This window comes from Clostridium sp. AM25-23AC (assembly GCF_003435125.1).
GTDB lineage: Bacteria > Bacillota > Clostridia > Lachnospirales > Lachnospiraceae > Pilosibacter > Pilosibacter fragilis.
Window position 1 is genome coordinate 54,429 of record NZ_QWGI01000005.1, and the last position, 22,377, is coordinate 76,805.

Consider the following 22,377-nt stretch of genomic DNA (forward strand, 5'->3'; position numbering starts at 1 on the left):
CGAACAAGTCTGAATAGGAGAGGAAAAACCTGGCAGGGAACTGCCGGGTTTTGCCGTTTCCTGAATCTGAAATATGGATAGAGAAATCGGAGGTTTATCATGGAATTTTTTGGAAATATCATAAAGGGGATCATGATCGGCATTGCGAACATCATTCCGGGCGTTTCCGGAGGAACAATGGCGGTGTCTCTCGGTATCTATGACCGGCTCATCGGCTCGATCTCCGGCCTGTTTCGGGAATTCAAAAAGAGTATCCTGTTTCTGATCCCGATCATTATCGGCGCCGGAATCGGCATTGTGGGTTTTACCTACGCCATCGAATACCTGCTCGATAAGCATACCTTCGTTACCTGTATGGCATTTGTGGGCCTGATCCTCGGCGGACTTCCGGCGATCTTTTCGTCCATGAGGGCAAAGGTATCTTCGGGCGGGATCGGTGTCTTTGGAATCCTTGCCTTTGTGATCGCCTTTGCGATCTCCGGCGGCATGCCACTTTTGAAGGAAAGCAAGGACGCCCTCACGGTGATCGCGGTGACTCCGGGGAATATGGTGATCTTATTTATCCTCGGTATTGTGGCTTCTGCCACAATGGTAATTCCGGGTGTTTCCGGCTCCATGATGCTGATGATCTTCGGCTATTATTACGCGATCATTAATACGATCAAGACATTCCTTGACAATCTCCGCGCCTTTGACCTTGCGGGCATGAAGGAGGGGATCCTGCTCCTGGCGCCGTTCGGGATCGGCGTGGTTTTGGGAATCTTTCTGATCGCAAAGCTGATCACGTTCCTCTTTGAAAAGTACGGCGTGCAGACATTCTGCGCGATCTTAGGCCTCGTGATCTCGTCCCCGATCGCAATCTTTATCAACACGGGACTTGTATCGAAGCTCGGCTCCCTGTCACTGTGGGAGATCTTATTTGGAATCGTCCTCATGGCTGCCGGGGCTTTCATTACGGTATTTGTGGGCGAGCGGTAAATAAAAAAGACCGTCTGCGGGAAACGATAGGAAAGATATCGTATGCCCACAGACGGTCTTTTTGCATTGCTTATTTAGTTTCGGTCCCACAGGACTGATTCCGCCATTGCGAAAATGGCTTATTCCCGGTCCTCTGTAATGTTCCCGGTCGTCTCAGCAGATCCGGTCTCAAAGCTCTCATCCGGTACGGCCTCGCAAGTGCAGGTCCCATCAGCTTTTTCTTCTCCGGTGGTTTCGGACGCTTCGGCTGTATCGACAACATCGATATCGTCATCCTCCGGTTTTGTCTCCGCGATCTTTGCGCCGCACTTGCTGCAGAAGGCAGAAGCTTTTTCAATCTTTGCACCGCATTCCGGACAGTGGATAAATCCTTCTAAGGTAGAGAGCTTGTCCTGAAGTTCGTCGATGGTCTTTAAACTTTCACGGATCAGGGTGAATTCTGCGGTGTAGGTCTCCTCGTCCGCTCCATTTGCGGCTTCAAATACCTTTTTGCCGATCTGTGCATACTGGCGGTTCAGCGCCTCCTTCTCCCTTGAGAGCTGCGTCTTTAACTGGACCGTGTCAGAAAGCTCCTTTGTCTTCTGGGCAACCTGTTTCCCGGTTTCGGTGAGGCTGCGTTTCATATCTGTAAAAAATGCCATAGCAATAGACTCCTTTCAAAAGTAGATTGGTATGACCGCCTTAAAAGGCGGCGATATATTATCTTTATTTTAATCTTTTTAGAAGGAAAAGTCAATTTCTAACACCAGATTCATGAAACAGCGGAAAAAACAAAGTTCATAACGGTATCATACGGAATTTTCAGTTCAGAAAATTCCTGCCCGCGTACAGTAAACGCAGAACAATTATAGGACTTTAGTAGGTTGATGCGAAAGATAAAGTGTGCTATGATAGAAGCATTCAGCAGGTCTGCGCTTCCTGCGCAGTCCATATGTCAGACATAATGGAGGAAACGATCATGGGAGAAAAGAGAAAACCGGCAACGATCTGCATCCAGAGCGGATGGAAACCAAAGAACGGAGAGCCGAGAGTTCTTCCGATTTATCAGAGCACAACTTTTAAATATGAGACGAGCGAACAGATGGGAAGACTGTTCGATCTGGAGGAAGATGGGTATTTCTATACAAGACTTGCGAACCCGACGAATGATGCGGTAGCGGAAAAGATCTGTGAGCTGGAAGGCGGAGTGGCTGCGATGCTCACATCTTCCGGACAGGCGGCGAACTACTATGCGGCCTTCAATATCTGCAATGCGGGTGACCATATTATCAGCGCAGCGACGATCTACGGCGGAACATCCAACCTGTTTACAGTGACAATGAAAAAACAGGGGATTGATGTGACTCTGGTGGATCCGGACGCACCGGAGGAGGAGATCGAGAAGGCGTTCCGTCCGAATACAAAAATGGTATTCGGTGAGACGATCGCGAACCCGGCTCTTGTCGTTCTCGATATTGAGAAATTTGCGCGGCTTGCCCACAGACATGGGGTGCCGCTTATCGTGGATAACACGTTTGCGACACCGATCAACTGCCGGCCGTTCGAGTGGGGCGCGGATATCGTGACCCATTCTACCACAAAATATATGGACGGACATGCGATGACTGTCGGCGGCTGCATCGTTGACAGCGGAAACTTCGACTGGAATGCTCATGCGGATAAATTCCCGGGACTTACCACACCGGATGACTCCTATCACGGAATCGTGTATACCGAGCGTTTCGGTAAGAAAGCCTATATCACAAAGGTGACCGCGCAGCTTATGCGTGATCTGGGTTCGATCCCGTCCCCGATGAACTCCTTCCTTTTAAATGTTGGTCTTGAGACCCTGCACCTCAGAATGCCGAAGCACTGCGAGAACGCCCAGAAGGTTGCGGAGTGGCTGCTTGCGAGAGAGGACGTGGCCTGGGTCAACTATCCGGGCTTAAAGGAGAATAAGTACCATGCTCTGGCTGAAAAATATATGCCGGACGGAAGCTGCGGCGTGATCTCTTTTGGATTAAAGGGAGGAAGACGGGCGGCAGGAGAGTTCATGGATAAATTGAAATTCGTTGCCATCGTCACACATGTTGCCGATGCGAGAACCTGTATTCTCCATCCGGCAAGCCATACCCACCGTCAGCTTACCGATGAGCAGCTCGTGGAGGCGGGAGTTGATCCGTCCCTGATCCGGCTCAGCGTTGGAATTGAGGATGCGGATGACATTATTGAAGATTTAAGACAGGCACTGGAAGATTAAATGCTCCTGATGTGCAGGCTGTGTTGAGGACCAGATGACAAGAAGCCGCCGGGGAAACAGTCTCTGGAGGCCTAACAGAAGATATGAGGCATAATTTATGATCGAAATGGATGAAATGAAGGGAAGAGGAAAGCGTGGTCTTTTAAGAGTCGTATTCGGACGAACCATGTTCTTCCTGCTGTTTATCGCGCTGCAGCTGGCGTTTTTCTTCTGGATCTATGTATGGCTGGATAACAAATATCAGGCCTGGGGATACGGTTCTTTCGCTTTGATCAGTGCGATCCTCACGATCCATATTCTGAACGAAAAGCAGAACGCCAGCTTTAAAATGGCGTGGCTGATCCCTGTCCTGTTGTTTCCGGTATTCGGAACCTTGTTCTACGTGTTTGTCCAGCTTCAGATGGAGACGAAGATCTTCGCCAAACGGATCGCCGAGGTTCAGAAGAGGACGGACCACTTTCTGGAGCAGGACACGGCTGTCTATGAACGGCTTAGCCGCAGGAGCCGGAGAAATGCGAATCTCAGCCATTATATGAAGAAAAGCGGCGGCTATCCTACCTGGGACCGCACGAACTTCAAATATTTTCCGCTGGGAGATGAGTTCTATACGGATGTCCTTCAGGAGCTCCAAAAGGCCAGAAGATATATTTTTGTCGAATATTTCATTATTTCAAAAGGGATCCTGTGGGATTCGATCCTGAAGATCCTTGAGCAGAAGGCGAAAGAGGGCGTAGAGGTAAGAATCCTCTATGATGGCATGAACTCCTTTTCCAACCTGCCCCACGACTATCCGAAGGAGCTGGAGGCAAAGGGAATCCGCTGCCGGATCTTCAATCCGATCCGCCCGGCGATCTCTACAAGCCAGAATAACCGTGATCACAGAAAGATCCTTGTGATCGATGGTCATACCGCCTACACCGGCGGCGTGAACCTCGCGGATGAGTATATCAACCGGAAAGTCCGGTTTGGCCACTGGAAAGACAATGCGATCCGCCTGAAGGGAGAAGCCGTGAAGAACTTTACGGTGATGTTCCTCCAGATGTGGGATGTCTGCTCAAAAAAGCTGGATTCGGATTTTGATTACAGCCCATATCTTGATACCGGGGATTATTTCCATTCTCCGGAGCTTGACATGGACGGATTTTCGATCCCGTTTTCTGACAGCCCGATCGACGGGGAACCGGTGGGACACCAGCTTTATCTGGATATTATCTATCAGGCAAAGAAATATGTGTACATTATGACCCCTTATCTGGTGCTCGATGATGATATGATCACAGCCCTGACCTATGCGGCAAAGCGCGGGGTGGACACGGTCATCATCATGCCTCATATTCCCGATAAAAAGTCAGCGTTCATGCTGGCCCATTCTTACTATACGGAGCTGATAGAGGCGGGGGTAAAGATTTACGAGTACCTGCCGGGGTTTGTCCACTCAAAGACGTTTGTCAGCGATGGGGAGAAAGCTGTGGTTGGATCCGTCAATATGGATTTCAGAAGCCAGTATCTGAATTTTGAGTGCGGGGTTTATATTTATGAGAATCCGGTGGTAGAGCAGATCAAAAAAGATTTTGATGAGACACTGCCGAAATGCGTGCGGATGACAAAAGAGAGCGTAGAGGCGCTTCCGGCACTGCATAAGTTCTGCGGAAAGGCGATGCGGCTGATCGCACCGTTGATGTAGGGAGAACGCAGGAGAAAAACGGCCTTGCGGGGAAAGAACCGGATGGCATCATACAGAAAAAGAAAAGGAAGCGGGCAGAGGAGAATTTCCTCTACTCGCTTCCTTCCTTCTCGTTCAGCGGGTCGGCAGCGGCTGTGTTGATGGATGATTCTGCGCGTTCCCGTAAAGAGGTTGCGCCAATCTCCTTTTTGTAGGCTGCGATCGCGTCCGCGATCCGTTCTTTGATGTACTGGTCTTTTTCTAATTTTCTTTCCTGCTCATCCGGATTATCCAGAATGGGTACGAAGAGAAACCTGCGGACAGCGAAGAGGATCGCAACGGCAACACAGCCGATAAGAGCTTCTTTGATGGCAAGGTGGTCGATGACCATCTGTCTTGCCACGGAGAAGAGAAGGACTTCGACGATGGAGTCGATGTCATGGCGGCAGAACATTTTTAAAAGCTCTACGCCAATGACGAGATCGAAGCTTTTCTTCATGAAATCGGAAAGATCGAAGCCATTGTCGAGATACAGGCTGTACAGGTTGTGGGGAACCGGCACAAAGGCGATCAGGATCGCGACGATCAGGATCAGGGCGCAGACAATCTCCAGATAGGAGGAGACTTTCATAAGGAATAGCTGCGCTCTCTGGATGCGGGGACTTGTGTAGTGCTTCATGAGCTGGTACCTCCCGGGGTATAGAGAAGTCTTGGTGACTTATGCAGAGGTGGACGGGTTGCTGTTTTGCCTTGGAATGTACTGCAGGTGGTGGAAAACTACAGCAATATGGACAAATATTTAAAAATATTATACAGAAAACCGGCAATATTATCAATTATGAATTGAAATTGTGTCAAATAAAATACAAAGCCGCCCCGAATCCGTTCATACTTTTTTAATAGAAAAAATTTTGATTTTTTATTACAAATATGTTACACTATTGTTCGTATGTATCGTACAGAAAGACGGAAAAGAGTAATGGAGATAAACACATGAATGATGATAAAGATACAGTAAACTTTATGGACTCTATCAACAAGGCAAGCAGAAAACGGAGAAGAAAACCGTCTTTCTGGGAACAGTACGGGATCCTTGTGATCGGGGCGGCTGTCCTTGCAGTGATCGTTGTGGCGGTGGTATTTGGCGGAAAGGCCGTGAATGCCGTAAAAGGAAAAATGGCGGCAGCGCAGGCTGCATCTGAGTCCGCCTCGGAAAGCGAGAGCGCGGAGGAAGCTTCCCTTCAGGCAGAGGAGGAGAGCCGTGCCAAGATCGAATCCGAATCGGCGGAAACGGATGCAAAGATTCAGGAAGTGATCGATTCCTACTCGAATCTTGGTATCGCGAAGGTCACAGGCTACTTAAATATCCGGAAAGACCCGAATGAGGCAGCGAATGTGATCGGAACACTTTCCGATGGAAGTGCCTGCGAGATCCTGGAGACCCTGGAGGGCTGGTATAAGATCAGCTCCGGCGAGGTCGAGGGATATGCCAGCGCGGAATATATCCTGACCGGGGATGAAGCAAAGACCGCGGCGAAAGACCTTGTAAAGGAACGTGTATATATTACCGCAGACAATTTAAATATCCGTGAGACACCTTCTATGGACGGAAACATCGTTGGAAAGTGCCTTCAGGGCGAGCTTCATGAACTTCTTGGGGAGACGGATGGATGGTATCAGATCTCCGGCGGTTATATCTCTGCGGATTACGCGGAAAAACGGTTCTGTATGAACGAGGCAAACAAGCTGGATATGAAGGCGATGGTCTTAAATTTCTATGACCGCCCGGGCGTATCCAATGTTTCCAATTATTTAAATATCCGTGCGGGCGCCGGTGAGAGCGAAAAGATCATCGGAAAGCTCCCGAGCTATGCCGGATGTGAGATCTTAGAGGACGCCAACGGCTGGTATAAGATCAGTTCCGGTGGAATTACCGGATATGTAAAGAGTGAATATATCCTGACCGGTGACGCAGCGAAGGAAGCAGCCATGAGCCATGCGGAGCTTATGGCGATCGTCCATGCGGACCGCTTAAACGCGAGAACAGAGCCGTCCACCGACGCGAAAATCTGGACCCAGATCTCCGAGAATGAGCGGTATCATGTCGCGGAGCAGCTTGACGGATGGGTAAAGATCGAATTTGATGAGGGCGGCGAAGGCGATGGAAGTGATGAGGTTTCTTCTGCCTATGTATCCTCAGAGTTCGTGGAGGTGCGCTACGCGCTCTCCGAGGCGATCAAGTTCTCGCCGACGGAGGAGAGTGCTTCCTTAAGAAGCCGGATCGTAAACTACGCGATGAAGTTCCTGGGCAATCCATATGTCTGGGGTGGTACGAGCCTTACAAGAGGCGCTGACTGTTCCGGATTTACCATGTCGGTTATGAAAAACTTCGGGATTTCTCTTCCGCATTACTCCGGTTCCCAGGCGAACAGCGGAAAACGGATCAAGTCGAGCCAGATGAAGCCGGGCGACCTGATCTTCTACGGAAGCAGCCGCGGAAGGATCAACCATGTTGCCATGTACATCGGCAATGGACAGATCATCCACGCAGCGAGCCGAAGAAGCGGAATCAAGATCTCTACCTGGAACTACAGAACTCCGGTGTGCATCGTGGATGTAATTGGAAACAGGTCCTGATCGGGTAAATTGTGATAAAAATGGATATGAGAACTCCTTTCTGGACATACTGGGTGTACCTGGCATGTCAGAAAGGAGTTTTTTGTTATGAATGAAAAGGAACAGAAGGAGACAAAGGCGGAGGAGGAGCGGATCCGGGAGAACGGACAGGTGACGCTGGAAGAGAACGGTAAGAGGATCCATCTCTTATCTATCATCGGGGAGATCGAAGGGCATGACAATCTATCCGGGAGTACGAAGACTACAAAGTATGAACATATTCTGCCGGAACTTGCGAAGGTGGAGAGCGATGAGAAGATCGGAGGGGTCCTGATCCTTGTGAATACCATCGGAGGGGATGTGAGCTGCGGGCTTGCACTGGCGGAGATGATCGCCTCCCTCAGCAAGCCGACGGTTTCCTTAGTCATCGGGGACAGCCACTCCATCGGTGTGCCATTGGCGGTGGCGTCAGATTATTCCTTTATCGTGCCGACCGGGACCATGCTGGTGCACCCGGTGCGCATGAGCGGGATGGTGATCGGGACGGCACAGACCTACGAATATTTTGAAATGATCGAGGAACGGATCATAAGCTTTGTATCAGAGCACAGCAGGATCGATCGGGAAAAAATGAAACGGCTCATGCACAATACGAAGATGCTGACGAAGGATCTCGGGACGGTTCTGGTCGGAAAAGAGGCGGTGGAGTGCGGACTGATCGACGGAGAAGGCGGAATCAGGGACGCCATCGAAAAGCTGAATGTGCTGATAAAAAACGACTGACCGAAAATATGTTCGATTTATAATTTCTTACGGTTGCATTTTGGCATTTTTTTTTGTATACTATATTTTGGGGTACTTGCCCCGTAAAGTTAAAGGGGGAAAAGCACTTGGCTGGAACCAGAAAACAAAAAGAAACGACAAAACAATCACAGGCGTCTGCGAGAACAAAAACCACATCAAAGACAACGCAGAAATCTGCACAGACGCCTAAGAATAAGACAACAAGGACAGGGGCGAGGGCTTCCGAAAAGAGAAGAGAAACGAAACCGCAGTATGAGGAAGATACCGGATTCTTACAGTCTGAGGCAGTGATCCTCGGCACCTTCGCGGTATGTGTGCTGTTATTCTTGAGCAACTTCCATATCTGCGGATTCCTCGGTGACTTTTTCAGCCGGATCATGCTGGGCGTGTTCGGCTGTATCGGTTATCTGGCTCCGTTATTGTTGTTCACAGAACTGTTATTCTACGCTTCGAATAAGGGGAATATCCGGGCAGTCTACAAGATGATCGCGGTGGAAGTCCTTCTGATCGTGCTCTGTGGTCTTGCGCAGCTTGTGTTCGGCGGCGGATACCGGGAAGGTCAGACGATCCTCGACATCTATAAGTCCGCCGGAGTAAGTGGACTTGGCGGCGGCGTGATCGGCGGTGTCCTTGTTATGGTTCTCCACACAGCGGTGGGAACCATCGGGGCCTATGTGGTCCTTCTCGTATTTATGATCATCTCACTGGTGTGCATCACGGAAAAATCCTTCGTGTCCGCTGTTAAGAGCGGAAGTGGAAAGGCATATCGGTATGCAAAGGAAGACTACAGCAGAAGAAAAGAGCTCCACGAGGAACGTCAGGAGGAAAAACGCAGACTCCGGGAAGAGCAGCGCGTTCAGGGCGTGGATCTTGCTGCGACCGATCTCTCGAGAACTCCGGATTTCGGTGGAATTGCCGGTGGCTATATGGGCGTTGTGGATGCTGAGGCTGTGTCCGAGGCAGATGAGACGAAACAGGAAATAGATGTTTCCGATACATATAAAGAAGAAACGGCGGATCCGAAGGCGGAGACAGGAAGTATGCAGCCGGATCCTGCAGATATCTTTAAAGGAAAGATCACGATGGGAGGCAGGCCGGTAGAAAATCCGGAGTCTTCCGGTGAGGATCAGAGTAAGGAAGGCCGGTCCGGAGAAGACGCGATGAAGGATGTGGAACGCGTTCCGTTTAAGGAAGATGCTGTCCCGGCCGGAATCCATGAGGATGAGGACGTGTTTATCAGTCATGGGGAGAGTGCCTTTGATGATGAGGATATGTTCCCGGACGAAAAGAAAAGGGAGACAAAGGCCTGGGAGAAAAAACCGAAGGTGTCCGTCTTATCCAATATCCCGGATATCCCGTTAGATGAGCCCGCGGCGGACGATGACGAGATCTTTGAGTCCATGAGAAGGGACACGGAGAGAAGAGCGGACGGACTCCGTGCAGAGAATGCCAAACCAGACAAAATTGCAGAGCCAGACGAAACTGCAGAGACTTCGAAGACGGCAGAGGAGGAAAAAACCGAGTTCCCGGAGACGGAAGAAAATGAAAAGACGGCCGGAATTCCTGTATCCGGAGAAGGATCCATGAGCGATCTTTCAGATGACGAATTTCTCGACACAGAACCTTATGTGGAAAATGAGGACTACTGGATTCAGGCAGCAGAGCCGGGAAGCCGTGCATATGTGGCAGCACACGGCAGCAGCGAGAAATCCCCTGAACGCCCGGCCGCTAAGGAACCGTCCGAAGAACACCGTCAGGTCGTGACCGCGTCCGGAAAAGTCATTGAAACGGATACAGAAGAGATCATAAAGAAAAAGGCGGAAGTAAGAAAGCGGGAAGCAGCCGAGAGGGAAGAGGCAGGAAACGAGGTATTAAAGGAGATCCGGCAGACGGAAGAAAAACCGAAGAAACCTTATATGATCCCGCCGCTTGACCTCTTAAAGAAAGGCGCTCCCGTGACGGGGCAGTCGGAACAGGAATTTAAGGATACGGCGATCAAGCTCCAGCAGACATTAAGAAACTTTGGTGTCGGAGTCACTGTTACGAATATCAGCTGTGGGCCGACCGTTACCCGGTACGAACTTCACCCGGAGCAGGGGGTAAAAGTGAGCCGGATCCTGTCGCTGGCGGACGATATCAAGTTAAACCTTGCGGCGGCAGATATCCGTATCGAGGCGCCGATCCCCGGAAAAGCAGCTGTGGGAATCGAGGTGCCGAACAAGGTCAACAGCATGGTCTATCTGCGTGACCTTTTAGAGAGCCCGGAATTTAAAAATCATAAATCGACACTGGCTTTTGCGGTGGGTAAGGACATCGGCGGACAGGTAGTCATTGCAGACCTCGCAAAGATGCCGCACCTTCTGATCGCCGGGCAGACTGGTTCCGGTAAATCAGTAGGGATCAACACGATGATCATGAGCCTGATCTACCGCTCATCCCCGGATGATGTGAAGCTCATTATGATCGATCCGAAGGTGGTTGAACTTTCCGTCTATAACGGAATCCCACATCTGCTGATCCCGGTAGTCACCGACCCGAAGAAGGCGGCCGGTGCCCTCAACTGGGCAGTTGCAGAGATGATGGAACGATACAATAAGTTCGCTTCCTCGAATGTCCGCGACCTGAAAGGGTATAACGCGAAGGTGCAGACTCTGGCGGAGAGCGGGGATATCCCTGCGGACCAGATTCCGAAGAAACTGCCGCAGCTCGTGATCATTATCGACGAGCTGGCGGATCTCATGATGGTTGCCTCAAACGAGGTGGAGGACGCGATCTGCCGTCTGGCACAGCTTGCCCGGGCAGCGGGAATTCATCTTGTTATCGCGACCCAGCGTCCGTCCGTCAATGTCATCACAGGTGTGATCAAAGCGAACGTGCCGTCACGGATCGCGTTCTCTGTTGCGTCCGGCGTGGATTCGAGAACGATCCTCGACATGAACGGCGCAGAGAAACTGTTAGGAAACGGCGATATGCTGTTTTACCCGTCCGGTTATCCGAAGCCGCTCCGTGTGCAGGGCGCTTTTGTATCGGACGGCGAGGTGTCAAATGTAACCGAGTTCTTAAAAGAACAGAACGAGGATACAGGATATAACACGGAAATCGAGAAAAAACTGACCCAGTCCTCCTTAGCCGGAGGAGCGGGCGGACAGAATGAGCGGGACGCATTGTTTACCGATGCGGGCAAGTTCATTATCGAGAAGGATAAAGCGTCGATCGGCATGCTTCAGAGAATGTTCAAGATCGGCTTTAACCGTGCTGCCCGGATCATGGATCAGCTTGCCGAGGCCGGTGTTGTAGGGGAAGAGGAAGGAACGAAGCCAAGGAAGATCCTGATGTCCATGGAAGAGTTCGAAGAATTCCTGGAAGCGGGGTACTAAAGCCTGCGGCTGTTGAAATTGAAATGGCTGCCGGCTGCGGAATCCGCAGATCCACAGAAATGATATGCTACTACAAAAGGAGGATACCGATTATGAAGACCGATATCGAGATTGCACAGGAGACGAAGATGCTCCCGATTACCACCGTTGCGTCCCAGTATGGAATTACTGAGGACGATCTGGAACTTTACGGAAAGTACAAGGCAAAGATCTCCAATGAGCTCTGGCAGGAGATCAAGGACAGACCGGATGGAAAACTCGTTCTGGTGACAGCGATCAACCCGACTCCGGCAGGAGAGGGAAAGACCACAACCAGTATCGGACTTGCACAGGCGATGACAAAGTGCGGAAAGAAAGCAATGCTTGCTCTCCGTGAGCCATCCCTCGGACCGTGCTTTGGAATCAAGGGCGGAGCAGCCGGCGGCGGATATGCGCAGGTCGTTCCGATGGAGGACTTAAACCTTCATTTTACCGGTGATTTCCATGCGATCACGACAGCGAACAACCTGTTGGCAGCACTTCTTGACAACCATATTCAGCAGGGAAATACTCTTGGAATCGACCCGAGACAGATCCTCTGGAAGAGATGTCTTGACATGAACGACCGTGTGCTGAGAAACATTGTAGTGGGACTCGGCGCAAAGGCAGACGGTTTCGTCCGCGAAGACCATTTTGTGATCACGGTTGCCTCCGAGATCATGGCGATCCTCTGTCTGGCAACGGATATGAAGGACTTGAAGGAGCGCCTCGGAAGGATCATTGTAGCGTATAATTTTGCGGGTGAGCCGGTGACAGCGAAGGATCTCAACGCGGTCGGCTCCATGGCAGCTCTCTTAAAGGATGCCATCAAACCGAATCTGGTACAGACCTTAGAGCACACGGGAGCTCTTGTACATGGCGGACCGTTTGCGAATATCGCCCACGGCTGCAACAGCGTTATGGCGACAAGAACCGCATTAAAGCTTGCGGATGTGGCGATCACAGAGGCAGGATTCGGCGCAGATCTCGGCGCAGAGAAATTCTTTGATATTAAGTGCCGCAAGGCGGGGATCCATCCGGATGCCGTTGTTCTCGTGGCTACTGTCCGCGCGTTAAAGTACAACGGCGGTGTTCCGAAGGATCAGCTCTCCGAGGAGAATCTTGAGGCATTGAAGAAAGGTATCGTAAACCTTGAGAAACACATCGAGAACATCCAGAAATACCATGTGCCGGTTGTCGTTACTTTAAACTCCTTCCTCACGGACACAGAGGCAGAGTATGAATTTATCCGGAACTTCTGCGAGGAGAGAGGCTGTGAGTTTGCGCTGTCCGAGGTATGGGCAAAAGGCGGAGACGGCGGAATTGAACTCGCAGAGAAGGTAATAAACACCCTGGAGAAAAAAACGAGTGATTTCGCTCCGTTATATCCGGATGAGATGGGAATCTCCGATAAGATCGAGACCATTGCGAAGGAGATTTACGGCGCGGGCAGCGTAAGCTACTCACCGGCGGCAAAAAAGGCGATCGCGAAGATCACAGAGATGGGCTTTGGCGATCTTCCGGTCTGCATGGCGAAGACCCAGTATTCCTTATCCGATGACCAGAAGAAGCTTGGCCGTCCGGAAGGATTTGACCTGACTGTGCGCGATGCGTATGTGTGCGCGGGCGCAGGCTTTGTGGTTGCGCTTACCGGTTCCATCATGACTATGCCGGGACTTCCGAAGAAACCGGCAGCGGACAATATTGACGTGGACGAGAACGGAAAGATCACAGGATTATTCTAAAAAAGCAGTAAGAAAACTCACAGGCGGGCGCATATGTTCCCGCCTGTGTGGGTTATGAGAAAGGATGACGACAGTGGTAATTGGAGATTGGTTAAAACGCATGAAATACGATCTGGTTTGCGGCAGTCTGGACCAGAACGTAGATGAAGTGATCTATGATTCGAGAAAGGCAAGACCGGATTCCGTATTCGTGTGCATTCAGGGCAGCACCAGGGATTCCCACGAGTTTATTCCGGACGTATTAAGGGCTGGCTGTAAAGTTCTTGTGGTAGAAAAAGAAGTGGAAGTACCGGCGGATGTGACTGTGATCCGGGTTGAGAGCGGACGACTCGCGCTGGCGGAGCTTTCTGCGGCGCGATTCGGTTATCCGGCAGAGAAACTGATCACCATCGGGATCACCGGCACGAAGGGAAAGACCACGACGAGCTATATGATCAAGGCGGTCCTTGAGGCAGCCGGAAAGAAGACCGGTCTCATCGGAACGAATGGCGCAGTCATCGGGGATGTGAAATTCCCGACCTCCAATACGACACCGGAATCCTATGTGGTGCAGGATTATTTCCATAAAATGGTGGAAGCTGGCTGTGAGTGCTGTGTGATGGAGGTCTCCTCTCAGGCCTTAATGCTTCACAGGGTCGGCGGGATCATGTTCGACTACGGTCTGTTCACAAATATTTCTCCGGACCATATCGGGCCGAAGGAACACAAGAGCTTTGAAGAGTATCTTTTTTATAAGTCAAGGCTTCTTACTGTCTGCAAAACGGGGATCGTGAATCGTCTGACAGACCACTACGATGAGGTCGTAAAGGATGCGACCTGCAGACTTCTTACATATGCCCTGAATGGAAACGCGGATTTCATGGGTGATGACATTCACTATGCATCAAATCACGATTTTGTGGGAATTGAATTCTCAATCCACGGCATGCTTGACGGAAGAGTCCGCGTAGGGATGCCGGGAAAATTCAACGCGGATAATGCTCTGGCGGCGTTGGCGGTCTGCACTCTGGCGCTTTCCGGTGGAAGCGGGGTGCTTGATGATCATACAAAACAGGCAATCCTTGGATCCCTCGTGAAGGTCCGCGTGGATGGTCGCATGGAGATCGCGCACGTATCGAAAAAGTGCAGTGTGATCGTGGATTACGCCCACAATGCGGTCAGCATGGAAAGTCTGCTCACAACACTCCGGGATTATCATCCGAAGCGTCTCGTATGTGTATTCGGCTGTGGTGGAAACCGCGCCAGAGATCGCAGATATTCAATGGGGGAGATCGGTGGAAAGATGGCGGATCTCTGTATCATCACGGCCGACAATCCGCGTTTTGAGAAAAACGAGGACATCATCAAGGACATCGAGGTGGGCCTTGCGAAGACGGACGGAACATATCTTGTGATCCCGGACAGACGGGAAGCAATCTTTTACGCGATCAGGAACGCCGAGGAGGGTGACATGATCGCCATTATCGGAAAAGGCCATGAGGATTATCAGGAGATCGAAGGTGTGAAACATCATTTTCTGGATCGGGAAGTCGTGGAAGAGGCGGTAAATAATGTATGATCGTCCGCAGAGGGACGCAGACTGCAGCAGTAAAGGAGATTGGAAAGGAATGGAGAACGTAAGCGTTCAGGATATCGTCCTTGCCACCGGAGGCGTACTGCTCTCCGGAGATGACGGTGTCATGTTAAACAAGATCCGCCTGGATTCCAGACAGGTTGAGACCGGAGATCTTTTCGTGCCGATCATCGGCGAGAAAGTAGATGCACATAAATTTCTGGAACAGGTTGCCGAAAAGGGAGCCGGTGCGGTGCTTACAAGTGAGCATAAGGAAAAAACGGAAGAAATGGCGGAGACCTCCTGTGCCTGGATCGCTGTGGATGACACGAAAAAAGCACTTCAGGCCGTAGGCCGTTACCTCAGAAAACGTCTGACACTGCCCATTGTCGGTGTCACAGGGAGCGTCGGAAAGACCACAACGAGGGAAATGATCGCGGCGGCACTCTCCGCGCGGTTTCATGTATACAAGACTCCGGGCAACAGCAACAGTCAGGTAGGAGTTCCGATTACCGTGTCCGAGATCACAAAAGAAGATGAAGTGGGTGTTCTGGAGCTTGGAATGAGCGAGCCGGGTGAACTTACCGTGATCGCACGGATCGCGAAGCCGGATGTGGCAGTGATCACAAACATCGGGATCACCCACATCGAGCAGCTTGGATCCCGCGAGAATATTTACAGGGAGAAGCTGACGATCCAGGACGGACTTTCCGATGGCGGCATCCTCATCTTAAACGGCGACGATGATATGCTTTGCAGGACCAGAGGAAAGGCTGGTGTGAAGACAGTCTACTATGGCACCGGGGAAACCTGTGATTACCGCGCGGTGGACATCGTCCTCATGGACGGAAAGACGGAGTTTACGGTTGTTCATGCGGGAAAAACCCAGAAAGTCCTCTTGAACGTCATGGGCACACACAATGTGATGAACGCCCTGGCAGCCATTGCGGTCTGCTGTGAACGCGGTATGACGATGGAAGAAGCCGCGGAGGGTCTTCTGACTTTCCATGGATTCAAACACCGCCAGCAGGTCTATGCCGACGGAAGATTTACGGTGATGGATGACTCTTACAACGCGAGTCCTGCATCCATGAAGGCGGCTCTCGATGTGTTTCAGGGACTCACGGGAAAACGCCATATTGCTGTCCTTGCGGATATGAAGGAGCTTGGCGGGAATTATCTGGCCTACCACAGGGAGGTGGGCGAGTACGCGGCCAATTCCGGCGTGGATCTTGTTGTGACGCTGGGCGAGGCATGCAGGAGTCTGGCAGAAGGCGTCCGTGCGGTAAAGGAGATTCCGGTGGTGGAATTTTCAGACTGCGGGGAGATGGTGAAATATCTGGAGACGGAGATCCGGGACGGAGACTGCGTTCTCTTTAAGGGATCCAACTCCATGGGATTGTCTGCTGTGGCAGATCAATTCGTGGAGATGGCCGGAAGGTAGGAATGGACGGAAGTTTTGAGAAGGGAGGGATCCGAAATGGAACCGTATGCGGATGTCATCATTGATCTTTCCGTAAAAAATGTGGACCGGATCTTCCAATACCGGATCCCTGACCATCTGAAAGAGCTTGTAAAGCCCGGAGTTCAGGTGAATATCCCTTTCGGAAAGGGAAATACCGAACGGAAAGGGATCGTGGTAGGTCTCTCAAAAGAGACAGATTATGACCCTGAAAAAATGAAAGAGCTCCTGGATGTGGAGACAGGCGCTGTCCCGATCCGTACTCAGATGATCTGCCTCGCCTTCTGGATGAAGGACCGCTATTCCACCACGATGAATCAGGCACTGAAGACGGTTCTTCCCGTAAAGGCGAAGGTGATGCCGAGGGAAGAACGTGTGATCGTTTCCTTAAAACCGAAGAATGAGATCGAAACGCTGCTTATAGAAGCGGAAAAGAAGAAATACCGGGCACGGATAAGGCTTTACCGGGCACTTCTTGAAAACGGGGAGCTGCCTTTGAAGCTGACTTCCGAAAAGCTCGGCATCACGGCTGCGATGCTGAAACCGTTAGTAGAAAAAGAGATCGTGGACCTGAAAACAGTCAAAAAAGAACCGGGAGCAGGAAACAGATTTCCAGAGACCGGACCTGTTGCCCTGAATCAGGAACAGAAGAACGCGGCGGAGACCGTGATCCGGGACTATGATTCCGGACAGCGTAATACCTATCTGCTCTACGGAATCACGGGAAGCGGTAAGACGGAGGTCTACATGGAGCTCATCGACCACGTCCTTCGGAAAGGCCGACAGGCCATCGTCCTGATCCCGGAGATCTCCCTGACTTACCAGACCGTGATGCGTTTTTACCGGCGATTTGGAAACCGGGTTGGTATCATGAATTCCAGACTTTCGGCGGGAGAGCGCTATGAGCAGTCGGAGAGGGCGGCAAACGGGGAGATCGATATTATGATCGGTCCGCGTTCCGCTCTTTTCACACCGTTTCCGGATCTGGGGCTCATCATCATCGACGAGGAACATGAGGGAGCTTACAAGAGTGAGACAGCACCGCGGTACGATGCCAGGGAGGTTGCAAAGGTCCGGGCAGATATGAGCCGGGCAGCCGTAGTCTTAGGCTCTGCGACACCGTCCGTGGAGAGCTATTATCTGGCAGAACAGGGCGAGTATAAGCTTTTGACCCTCACAAAGAGGGCAAAGGAGAACAGCCGTCTGGCGGGGGTCCATATTGTGGATCTGAGAGAAGAACTCGCAGAGGGAAACCGCTCGATCTTCAGCCGGAGATTAAAAGGGCTGATCGAGGACCGGCTGGCGAACAGGCAGCAGGTGATGCTGTTCATGAACCGGCGGGGATATGCGGGCTTTGTGTCCTGCCGCTCCTGCGGAAAGGCGATGAAATGCCCACACTGTGATGTGAGTCTTACATACCACAAAAACGGGCGGTTAAAATGCCACTACTGCGGATTTGAACGGCCGCTGCCGGATCGATGTCCGTCCTGCGGTTCCCCGTTTATCGCGCCCTTTGGGACGGGGACCCAGAAACTGGAAGAATTTACAAAGAGGGAATTTCCAAAGGCCCGGATCTTAAGGATGGATGCGGACACTACGGCAAAAAAAGGGGCTCATGAAGAGATCCTCGCCACCTTCGCAGAGGGCGGGGCGGATATTCTCATTGGGACCCAGATGATCGTAAAGGGTCATGACTTCGCGAGTGTGACCCTTGTGGGTGTCATGGCAGCGGATCTCTCCCTCTATGCACCGGACTATAAGAGCGCAGAGCGTACCTTTGAGCTCCTGACTCAGGCATCCGGGCGGGCCGGGCGCGGGGAGCTTCAGGGAGATGTGGTGATCCAGACATATGCGCCGGACCATTATGCAGTATCCTCCGCGGCAGAGCAGGACTATCTGCAGTTTTACCGGCAGGAGCTTCTGTACCGGAAGATGATGGGATATCCGCCTCTTGTAAGACTTTTGACCATCGGACTTTCCTCAAAGAGGGAGGCGGATGTGATCCGTGCGTCAGAGGATATGAAACGGGTCATTCTGAGGGAATATGCACTGGATGGACTGAAGGTCATCGGTCCGGTGGAGGATTCCCCCTACAAACTTAATGATAATTACAGAAAAATTTTATATATGAAACATGAAAGTTATGATATACTATTAAAAGTCAGAAATTGCGCCCGGAAGCGGGAGAACATCCCGGATCTTTTCCGGAATGTGTTCGTCCAGTATGATCTGACTTAGTAGTTTTCGATAAAAAATTGAGAGGAAATAAGATAAAATGGCAATCAGACAGATCAGAACCATCGGAGATGAGATCCTTACAAAAGAGTGTAAGCCGGTAAAGGAAATGAATGAGAGGACCCTTGAGCTCATCGAAGATATGTTTGAGACAATGTATGAGAATAACGGCGTCGGCCTTGCCGCACCGCAGGTGGGTGTCCGCAAGCGCGTCGTGGTTATCGATGTGGAGGACGGAAACCAGTATGTGCTGATCAATCCGGAGATCCTCGAGACGAGCGGAAGCCAGACCGGTCAGGAAGGCTGCTTAAGTGTTCCGGGAAAATGCGGACAGGTGACCCGCGCGGATCATGTAAAGGCAAAAGCTCTCAATGAGAATATGGAAGAGTATGTGATCGAGGCAGACGGACTTCTCGCGAGATGCATTCTCCACGAGTGCGACCATCTGGATGGAAAACTTTACGTCGATCTCGTAGAAGGCGAACTTCAGGATACAGCCGGAGAGGATGAGGAATAGTATGCGTATTGTTTTTATGGGAACGCCGGACTTTGCGGTTCCGACGCTGACTGCTCTCATTGAGGGCGGACATGAAGTTGTGGCTGTGGTGACACAGCCGGATAAGCCGAAGGGGCGCGGAAAAGCCGTCCTTATGACTCCTGTAAAGGAAAAAGCGATCGAGTATGAAATCCCGGTATACCAGCCGGTAAAGGTGCGGGATCCGGAATTTGTGGAGCTTTTAAAAACGATGGCACCGGATGCCATCGTTGTCGTCGCATTTGGCCAGATCCTTCCGAAGTCCATTCTGGATCTTCCGAAATACGGCTGCGTGAATGTACACGCGTCCCTGCTTCCGAAATACCGCGGGGCTGCCCCGATCCAGTGGGCGGTCATTGACGGTGAGAAGGAGAGCGGAGTGACGACCATGATGATGGATGTGGGGCTGGATACCGGCGATATGCTGGAACAGAAAGCGATCCCGTTAGATGAGAAAGAGACTGGCGGAAGCCTGTTTGACAAGCTCTCTGCCCTCGGTGGATCCATGATCTTATCCACTCTAAAGGGACTGGAAAACGGAACGATCACGAGAACTCCGCAGGGAGAGTCCGGTACTTCCTACGCGAAGATGCTCACGAAAGAAATGGGACATATCGACTGGACGAAGGACGCGGTGTCCATTGAACGTCTTGTCCGCGGCTTAAATCCGTGGCCAAGCGCATATACATCATATGCCGGAAAGACGATGAAAATCTGGTCAGCAGAGGTTACGGATCTTCCGGGAGAAAGAGCTCCGGGAAAGATTCATGTGACAAAGGACCGGCTTTTTTTTGAGACCGGAGAGGGTGTCCTTGATGTAAAGGAGCTTCAGCTTGAGGGAAAGAAGCGGATGGATACAGCTTCCTTCCTGCGCGGTTTCCAGATGGAAGACGGAAGTTTCTGCGGGTAAGCTTCGCGGGTGATGCCGCGGGCGGTCCTGAAAAATCCGGCTGAAAAGCCGGCTGCCGGGACGACAGAAACGAGATCGAAAGGAGAGATGTTTTATGTACGGAATGTATGGTTACGGTTATGGTTATGGTCTTGATCCGACGATCATCCTTGTATTGATCGGAGTTGCCCTTTCTCTCTGGGCTCAGGGACGTGTAAATTCCACGTTCTCGAGATATTCCAGAGTTCGCAGCATGACTGGCATGACAGGCGCGGAGGCGGCGAGACGCCTTTTAAATGCGCAGGGAATCTACGATGTGACGGTCCAGCAGATCGCCGGTGAACTTACTGACCACTATGATCCGCGGACGAAGACCGTAAACCTGTCCCAGTCCGTTTACGGAGCGACTTCCGTTGCGGCTATCGGTGTTGCTGCCCACGAATGCGGCCACGCGATGCAGGACAATGAGGGATATGCACCGTTACGGTTCAGGAGTGCTCTCGTTCCGGTGGCAAACTTCGGCTCCAGTCTTTCCTGGCCGCTGATCCTTTTAGGACTTGTGTTCGGCGGACTTGGTTCTCCGCTGGTGGAGATCGGAATCTTAATGTTCTCTCTGGCGGTGCTGTTCCAGCTTGTGACCCTTCCGGTAGAGTACAATGCATCTGCCCGTGCGGTAAGACTTCTGGATGCGCAGGGCATTCTCGCGGGCGAGGAAGTAAACGGAACGAGAAAAGTACTGAACGCGGCGGCACTGACCTACGTGGCGGCAGCAGCGACTTCGATCCTACAGCTTCTCCGTCTCATAATTCTCTTTGGAGGAAGAAACAGACGTGACAGATAATACGACAAATATCCGGGAGGTCGTCCTTGACGTCCTTCTGGAAGTCCTCGAAAACCATAATTTGAGCCATATTGTTTTAAAACAGGCACTGGAAAAGTACCTGTTTCTGGAGCGTCAGGACCGCGCGTTTATCACAAGATGCGTGGAGGGAACTCTGGAGTACCGGATCCAGATCGATGCGGTGCTTGACCGTTTTTCGAAGGTGAAGACCGCGAAAATGAAACCGGTGATCCGGGAGATCCTCAGAATGTCGGTCTACCAGATTCTGTATATGGAGCGTGTACCGGACTCCGCGGTCTGCAATGAGGCGGTAAAGCTTGCAAAGAAACGAAAATTCCAGGGCCTTTCCGGATTTGTGAACGGTGTCCTGCGGACGGTCTCCAGAGAAAAAGAGAAACTTGTCTGGAAGGACGCTTCGGAGCGCTATTCGATCCCCCGGTGGATGTTATCCATGTGGGAGGAAATGTATGGAAAAGAGACTTCTGAAGCCATTGCTGCGTCATTTTTAGAAGAACGCCCCCTTACGGTGCGCTTTAATGAGAGCATCTCCCCGGCGGAGAAAACGATCGGAGAGTTGAGAGATCATGGCATTACGGTGGAGGAGTCCGGGATATTTCCGGGGATCGCTTCGATCCGTGGTTTCGACTACTTAGACCGGGTGTGCGCGTTCACGGAAGGTAAGATCACAGTTCAGGATCCAAGCTCCTCCCTTGCGGCACGGATGGCATCTATTGCCCCGGGAGATTTCGTTCTTGACGTGTGCGGAGCTCCGGGAGGTAAGGCCATGCATGCGGCAGATCTTTTAAAAGGTACCGGCATGGTGGAAGCGAGAGATGTGAGCGGGAGAAAGACGGATCTTATTGAGGAGAACATCATGCGCTGCGGCTTCCGGAACATTCGCACGAACGTCTGGGACGCGACAGTTCTGGATCCGTCTATGGTGGAGCAGGCAGATGTGGTTCTGGCGGATCTCCCATGTTCCGGTCTCGGAATTATCGGAAAGAAACCGGATATCAAAGAGCGGATGACGAGAGATGAGATCAAAAATCTTGCGAAGCTGCAGAGGGAGATCCTTTCTGTGGTGACTCAGTATGTAAAACCTGGTGGAACGCTTGTTTACAGTACCTGTACGATCACTGAGGAAGAGAATGAAGAAAACGCGGATTGGATCGAGAAGCATCTGGCGTTTGAAAAGAAGAGGATCGCAGATCTCCTGCCGGAGGCTCTTAAGAGTTCCTGCGAGGAGAACAGGATCCAGCTTCTTCCGGGACTCCATCCCTGCGACGGCTTCTTTATCTCTGTGTTCAAAAAGAAGAAATAATACTGTGCAGGTTCTGAATCCGCGGACATGACTGCCTGCGGATCCGTTAAAAACGGATTTATGTGGAAACATGACAGAACCAAGGCTTTTGGAGAATCGAGA

General features: G+C 51.4%; 16 protein-coding genes. 14 read left to right on the forward strand and 2 right to left on the reverse strand.

Annotated elements, in window-relative coordinates; all coding sequences use genetic code 11:
* Window positions 1-99 precede the first annotated feature (99 nt).
* Window positions 100-978 (forward strand): DUF368 domain-containing protein, encoded by an 879-nt coding sequence (locus DW677_RS04655; protein ID WP_117566562.1) that lies wholly within the window; start codon window positions 100-102, stop codon window positions 976-978.
* Between the two features lie 119 nt (window positions 979-1,097).
* On the opposite strand, the gene DW677_RS04660 is transcribed toward DW677_RS04655, so the two are convergent.
* Complete coding sequence (locus DW677_RS04660) at window positions 1,098-1,619, reverse strand: zinc ribbon domain-containing protein (protein ID WP_117566563.1); 522 nt, start codon at window positions 1,617-1,619, stop codon at window positions 1,098-1,100.
* Between the two features lie 317 nt (window positions 1,620-1,936).
* Here DW677_RS04660 and DW677_RS04665 point away from each other — a divergent pair, with 317 nt between their 5' ends.
* Both DW677_RS04665 and cls read left to right on the forward strand, forming a co-directional pair.
* Window positions 1,937-3,217: an O-acetylhomoserine aminocarboxypropyltransferase/cysteine synthase family protein gene (locus tag DW677_RS04665; protein WP_117566564.1), complete on the forward strand. Its 1,281-nt coding sequence runs from the start codon at window positions 1,937-1,939 to the stop codon at window positions 3,215-3,217.
* A gap of 97 nt (window positions 3,218-3,314) precedes the next feature.
* A complete protein-coding gene (cls, locus tag DW677_RS04670) occupies window positions 3,315-4,901 on the forward strand; it encodes a cardiolipin synthase (RefSeq protein WP_181968296.1) in 1,587 nt (528 codons plus the stop codon).
* A gap of 91 nt (window positions 4,902-4,992) precedes the next feature.
* Here cls and DW677_RS04675 read toward each other — a convergent pair whose 3' ends face one another.
* Window positions 4,993-5,559 (reverse strand): hypothetical protein, encoded by a 567-nt coding sequence (locus DW677_RS04675; protein ID WP_117469678.1) that lies wholly within the window; start codon window positions 5,557-5,559, stop codon window positions 4,993-4,995.
* A gap of 314 nt (window positions 5,560-5,873) precedes the next feature.
* Between DW677_RS04675 and DW677_RS04680 the strand changes: the two genes are divergently transcribed.
* The 11 genes from DW677_RS04680 to rsmB all read left to right on the forward strand — a co-directional run bounded on the left by DW677_RS04680 (window position 5,874) and on the right by rsmB (window position 22,275).
* Window positions 5,874-7,517 carry an SH3 domain-containing protein gene (locus DW677_RS04680; RefSeq protein ID WP_117566565.1) on the forward strand — a complete coding sequence of 548 codons (1,644 nt, stop codon included), beginning with the start codon at window positions 5,874-5,876 and terminating at the stop codon, window positions 7,515-7,517.
* An 87-nt stretch (window positions 7,518-7,604) separates the two neighbouring features.
* Window positions 7,605-8,279, forward strand: a complete 675-nt coding sequence (locus DW677_RS04685; protein ID WP_117566566.1) for an ATP-dependent Clp protease proteolytic subunit — start codon at window positions 7,605-7,607, stop codon at window positions 8,277-8,279.
* A gap of 107 nt (window positions 8,280-8,386) precedes the next feature.
* Window positions 8,387-11,677, forward strand: coding sequence for a DNA translocase FtsK (locus DW677_RS04690; RefSeq protein WP_117566567.1), 3,291 nt, complete (start codon window positions 8,387-8,389; stop codon window positions 11,675-11,677).
* Between the two features lie 92 nt (window positions 11,678-11,769).
* A complete protein-coding gene (locus DW677_RS04695; RefSeq protein WP_117469672.1) occupies window positions 11,770-13,440 on the forward strand; it encodes a formate--tetrahydrofolate ligase in 1,671 nt (556 codons plus the stop codon).
* A gap of 73 nt (window positions 13,441-13,513) precedes the next feature.
* Window positions 13,514-14,998: a UDP-N-acetylmuramoyl-L-alanyl-D-glutamate--2,6-diaminopimelate ligase gene (locus tag DW677_RS04700; protein WP_117566603.1), complete on the forward strand. Its 1,485-nt coding sequence runs from the start codon at window positions 13,514-13,516 to the stop codon at window positions 14,996-14,998.
* A gap of 49 nt (window positions 14,999-15,047) precedes the next feature.
* Entirely contained in the window at window positions 15,048-16,436 is a 1,389-nt protein-coding gene (murF, locus tag DW677_RS04705) for a UDP-N-acetylmuramoyl-tripeptide--D-alanyl-D-alanine ligase (protein WP_117566604.1), read from the forward strand.
* A gap of 36 nt (window positions 16,437-16,472) precedes the next feature.
* Window positions 16,473-18,692, forward strand: coding sequence for a primosomal protein N' (gene priA / locus DW677_RS04710; RefSeq protein ID WP_117566568.1), 2,220 nt, complete (start codon window positions 16,473-16,475; stop codon window positions 18,690-18,692).
* Between the two features lie 37 nt (window positions 18,693-18,729).
* Complete coding sequence (gene def, locus DW677_RS04715) at window positions 18,730-19,206, forward strand: peptide deformylase (RefSeq protein WP_117469670.1); 477 nt, start codon at window positions 18,730-18,732, stop codon at window positions 19,204-19,206.
* 1 nt (window position 19,207) lies between these two features.
* Complete coding sequence (fmt, locus tag DW677_RS04720; RefSeq protein ID WP_117552406.1) at window positions 19,208-20,134, forward strand: methionyl-tRNA formyltransferase; 927 nt, start codon at window positions 19,208-19,210, stop codon at window positions 20,132-20,134.
* Window positions 20,135-20,228: 94 nt separating this feature from the next.
* Window positions 20,229-20,954 (forward strand): zinc metallopeptidase, encoded by a 726-nt coding sequence (locus tag DW677_RS04725; protein ID WP_015554621.1) that lies wholly within the window; start codon window positions 20,229-20,231, stop codon window positions 20,952-20,954.
* A complete protein-coding gene (gene rsmB, locus DW677_RS04730) occupies window positions 20,944-22,275 on the forward strand; it encodes a 16S rRNA (cytosine(967)-C(5))-methyltransferase RsmB (RefSeq protein ID WP_117566569.1) in 1,332 nt (443 codons plus the stop codon). The genes DW677_RS04725 and rsmB overlap by 11 nt, the downstream gene beginning before the upstream one ends.
* Window positions 22,276-22,377: the final 102 nt, after the last annotated feature.

Bases quoted from the DNA above. Each gene is read 5' to 3' on its own strand.
- DW677_RS04675 (WP_117469678.1), bottom strand. From the start codon at position 5,559: ATGAAGCACTACACAAGTCCCCGCATCCAGAGAGCGCAGCTATTCCTT.
- DW677_RS04680 (WP_117566565.1), top strand. From the start codon at position 5,874: ATGAATGATGATAAAGATACAGTAAACTTTATGGACTCTATCAACAAG.
- fmt (WP_117552406.1), top strand. From the start codon at position 19,208: ATGCGTATTGTTTTTATGGGAACGCCGGACTTTGCGGTTCCGACGCTG.
- DW677_RS04695 (WP_117469672.1), top strand. From the start codon at position 11,770: ATGAAGACCGATATCGAGATTGCACAGGAGACGAAGATGCTCCCGATT.
- murF (WP_117566604.1), top strand. From the start codon at position 15,048: ATGGAGAACGTAAGCGTTCAGGATATCGTCCTTGCCACCGGAGGCGTA.
- DW677_RS04665 (WP_117566564.1), top strand. From the start codon at position 1,937: ATGGGAGAAAAGAGAAAACCGGCAACGATCTGCATCCAGAGCGGATGG.
- def (WP_117469670.1), top strand. From the start codon at position 18,730: ATGGCAATCAGACAGATCAGAACCATCGGAGATGAGATCCTTACAAAA.
- DW677_RS04660 (WP_117566563.1), bottom strand. From the start codon at position 1,619: ATGGCATTTTTTACAGATATGAAACGCAGCCTCACCGAAACCGGGAAA.
- cls (WP_181968296.1), top strand. From the start codon at position 3,315: ATGATCGAAATGGATGAAATGAAGGGAAGAGGAAAGCGTGGTCTTTTA.
- DW677_RS04655 (WP_117566562.1), top strand. From the start codon at position 100: ATGGAATTTTTTGGAAATATCATAAAGGGGATCATGATCGGCATTGCG.
- priA (WP_117566568.1), top strand. From the start codon at position 16,473: ATGGAACCGTATGCGGATGTCATCATTGATCTTTCCGTAAAAAATGTG.
- DW677_RS04725 (WP_015554621.1), top strand. From the start codon at position 20,229: ATGTACGGAATGTATGGTTACGGTTATGGTTATGGTCTTGATCCGACG.
- DW677_RS04685 (WP_117566566.1), top strand. From the start codon at position 7,605: ATGAATGAAAAGGAACAGAAGGAGACAAAGGCGGAGGAGGAGCGGATC.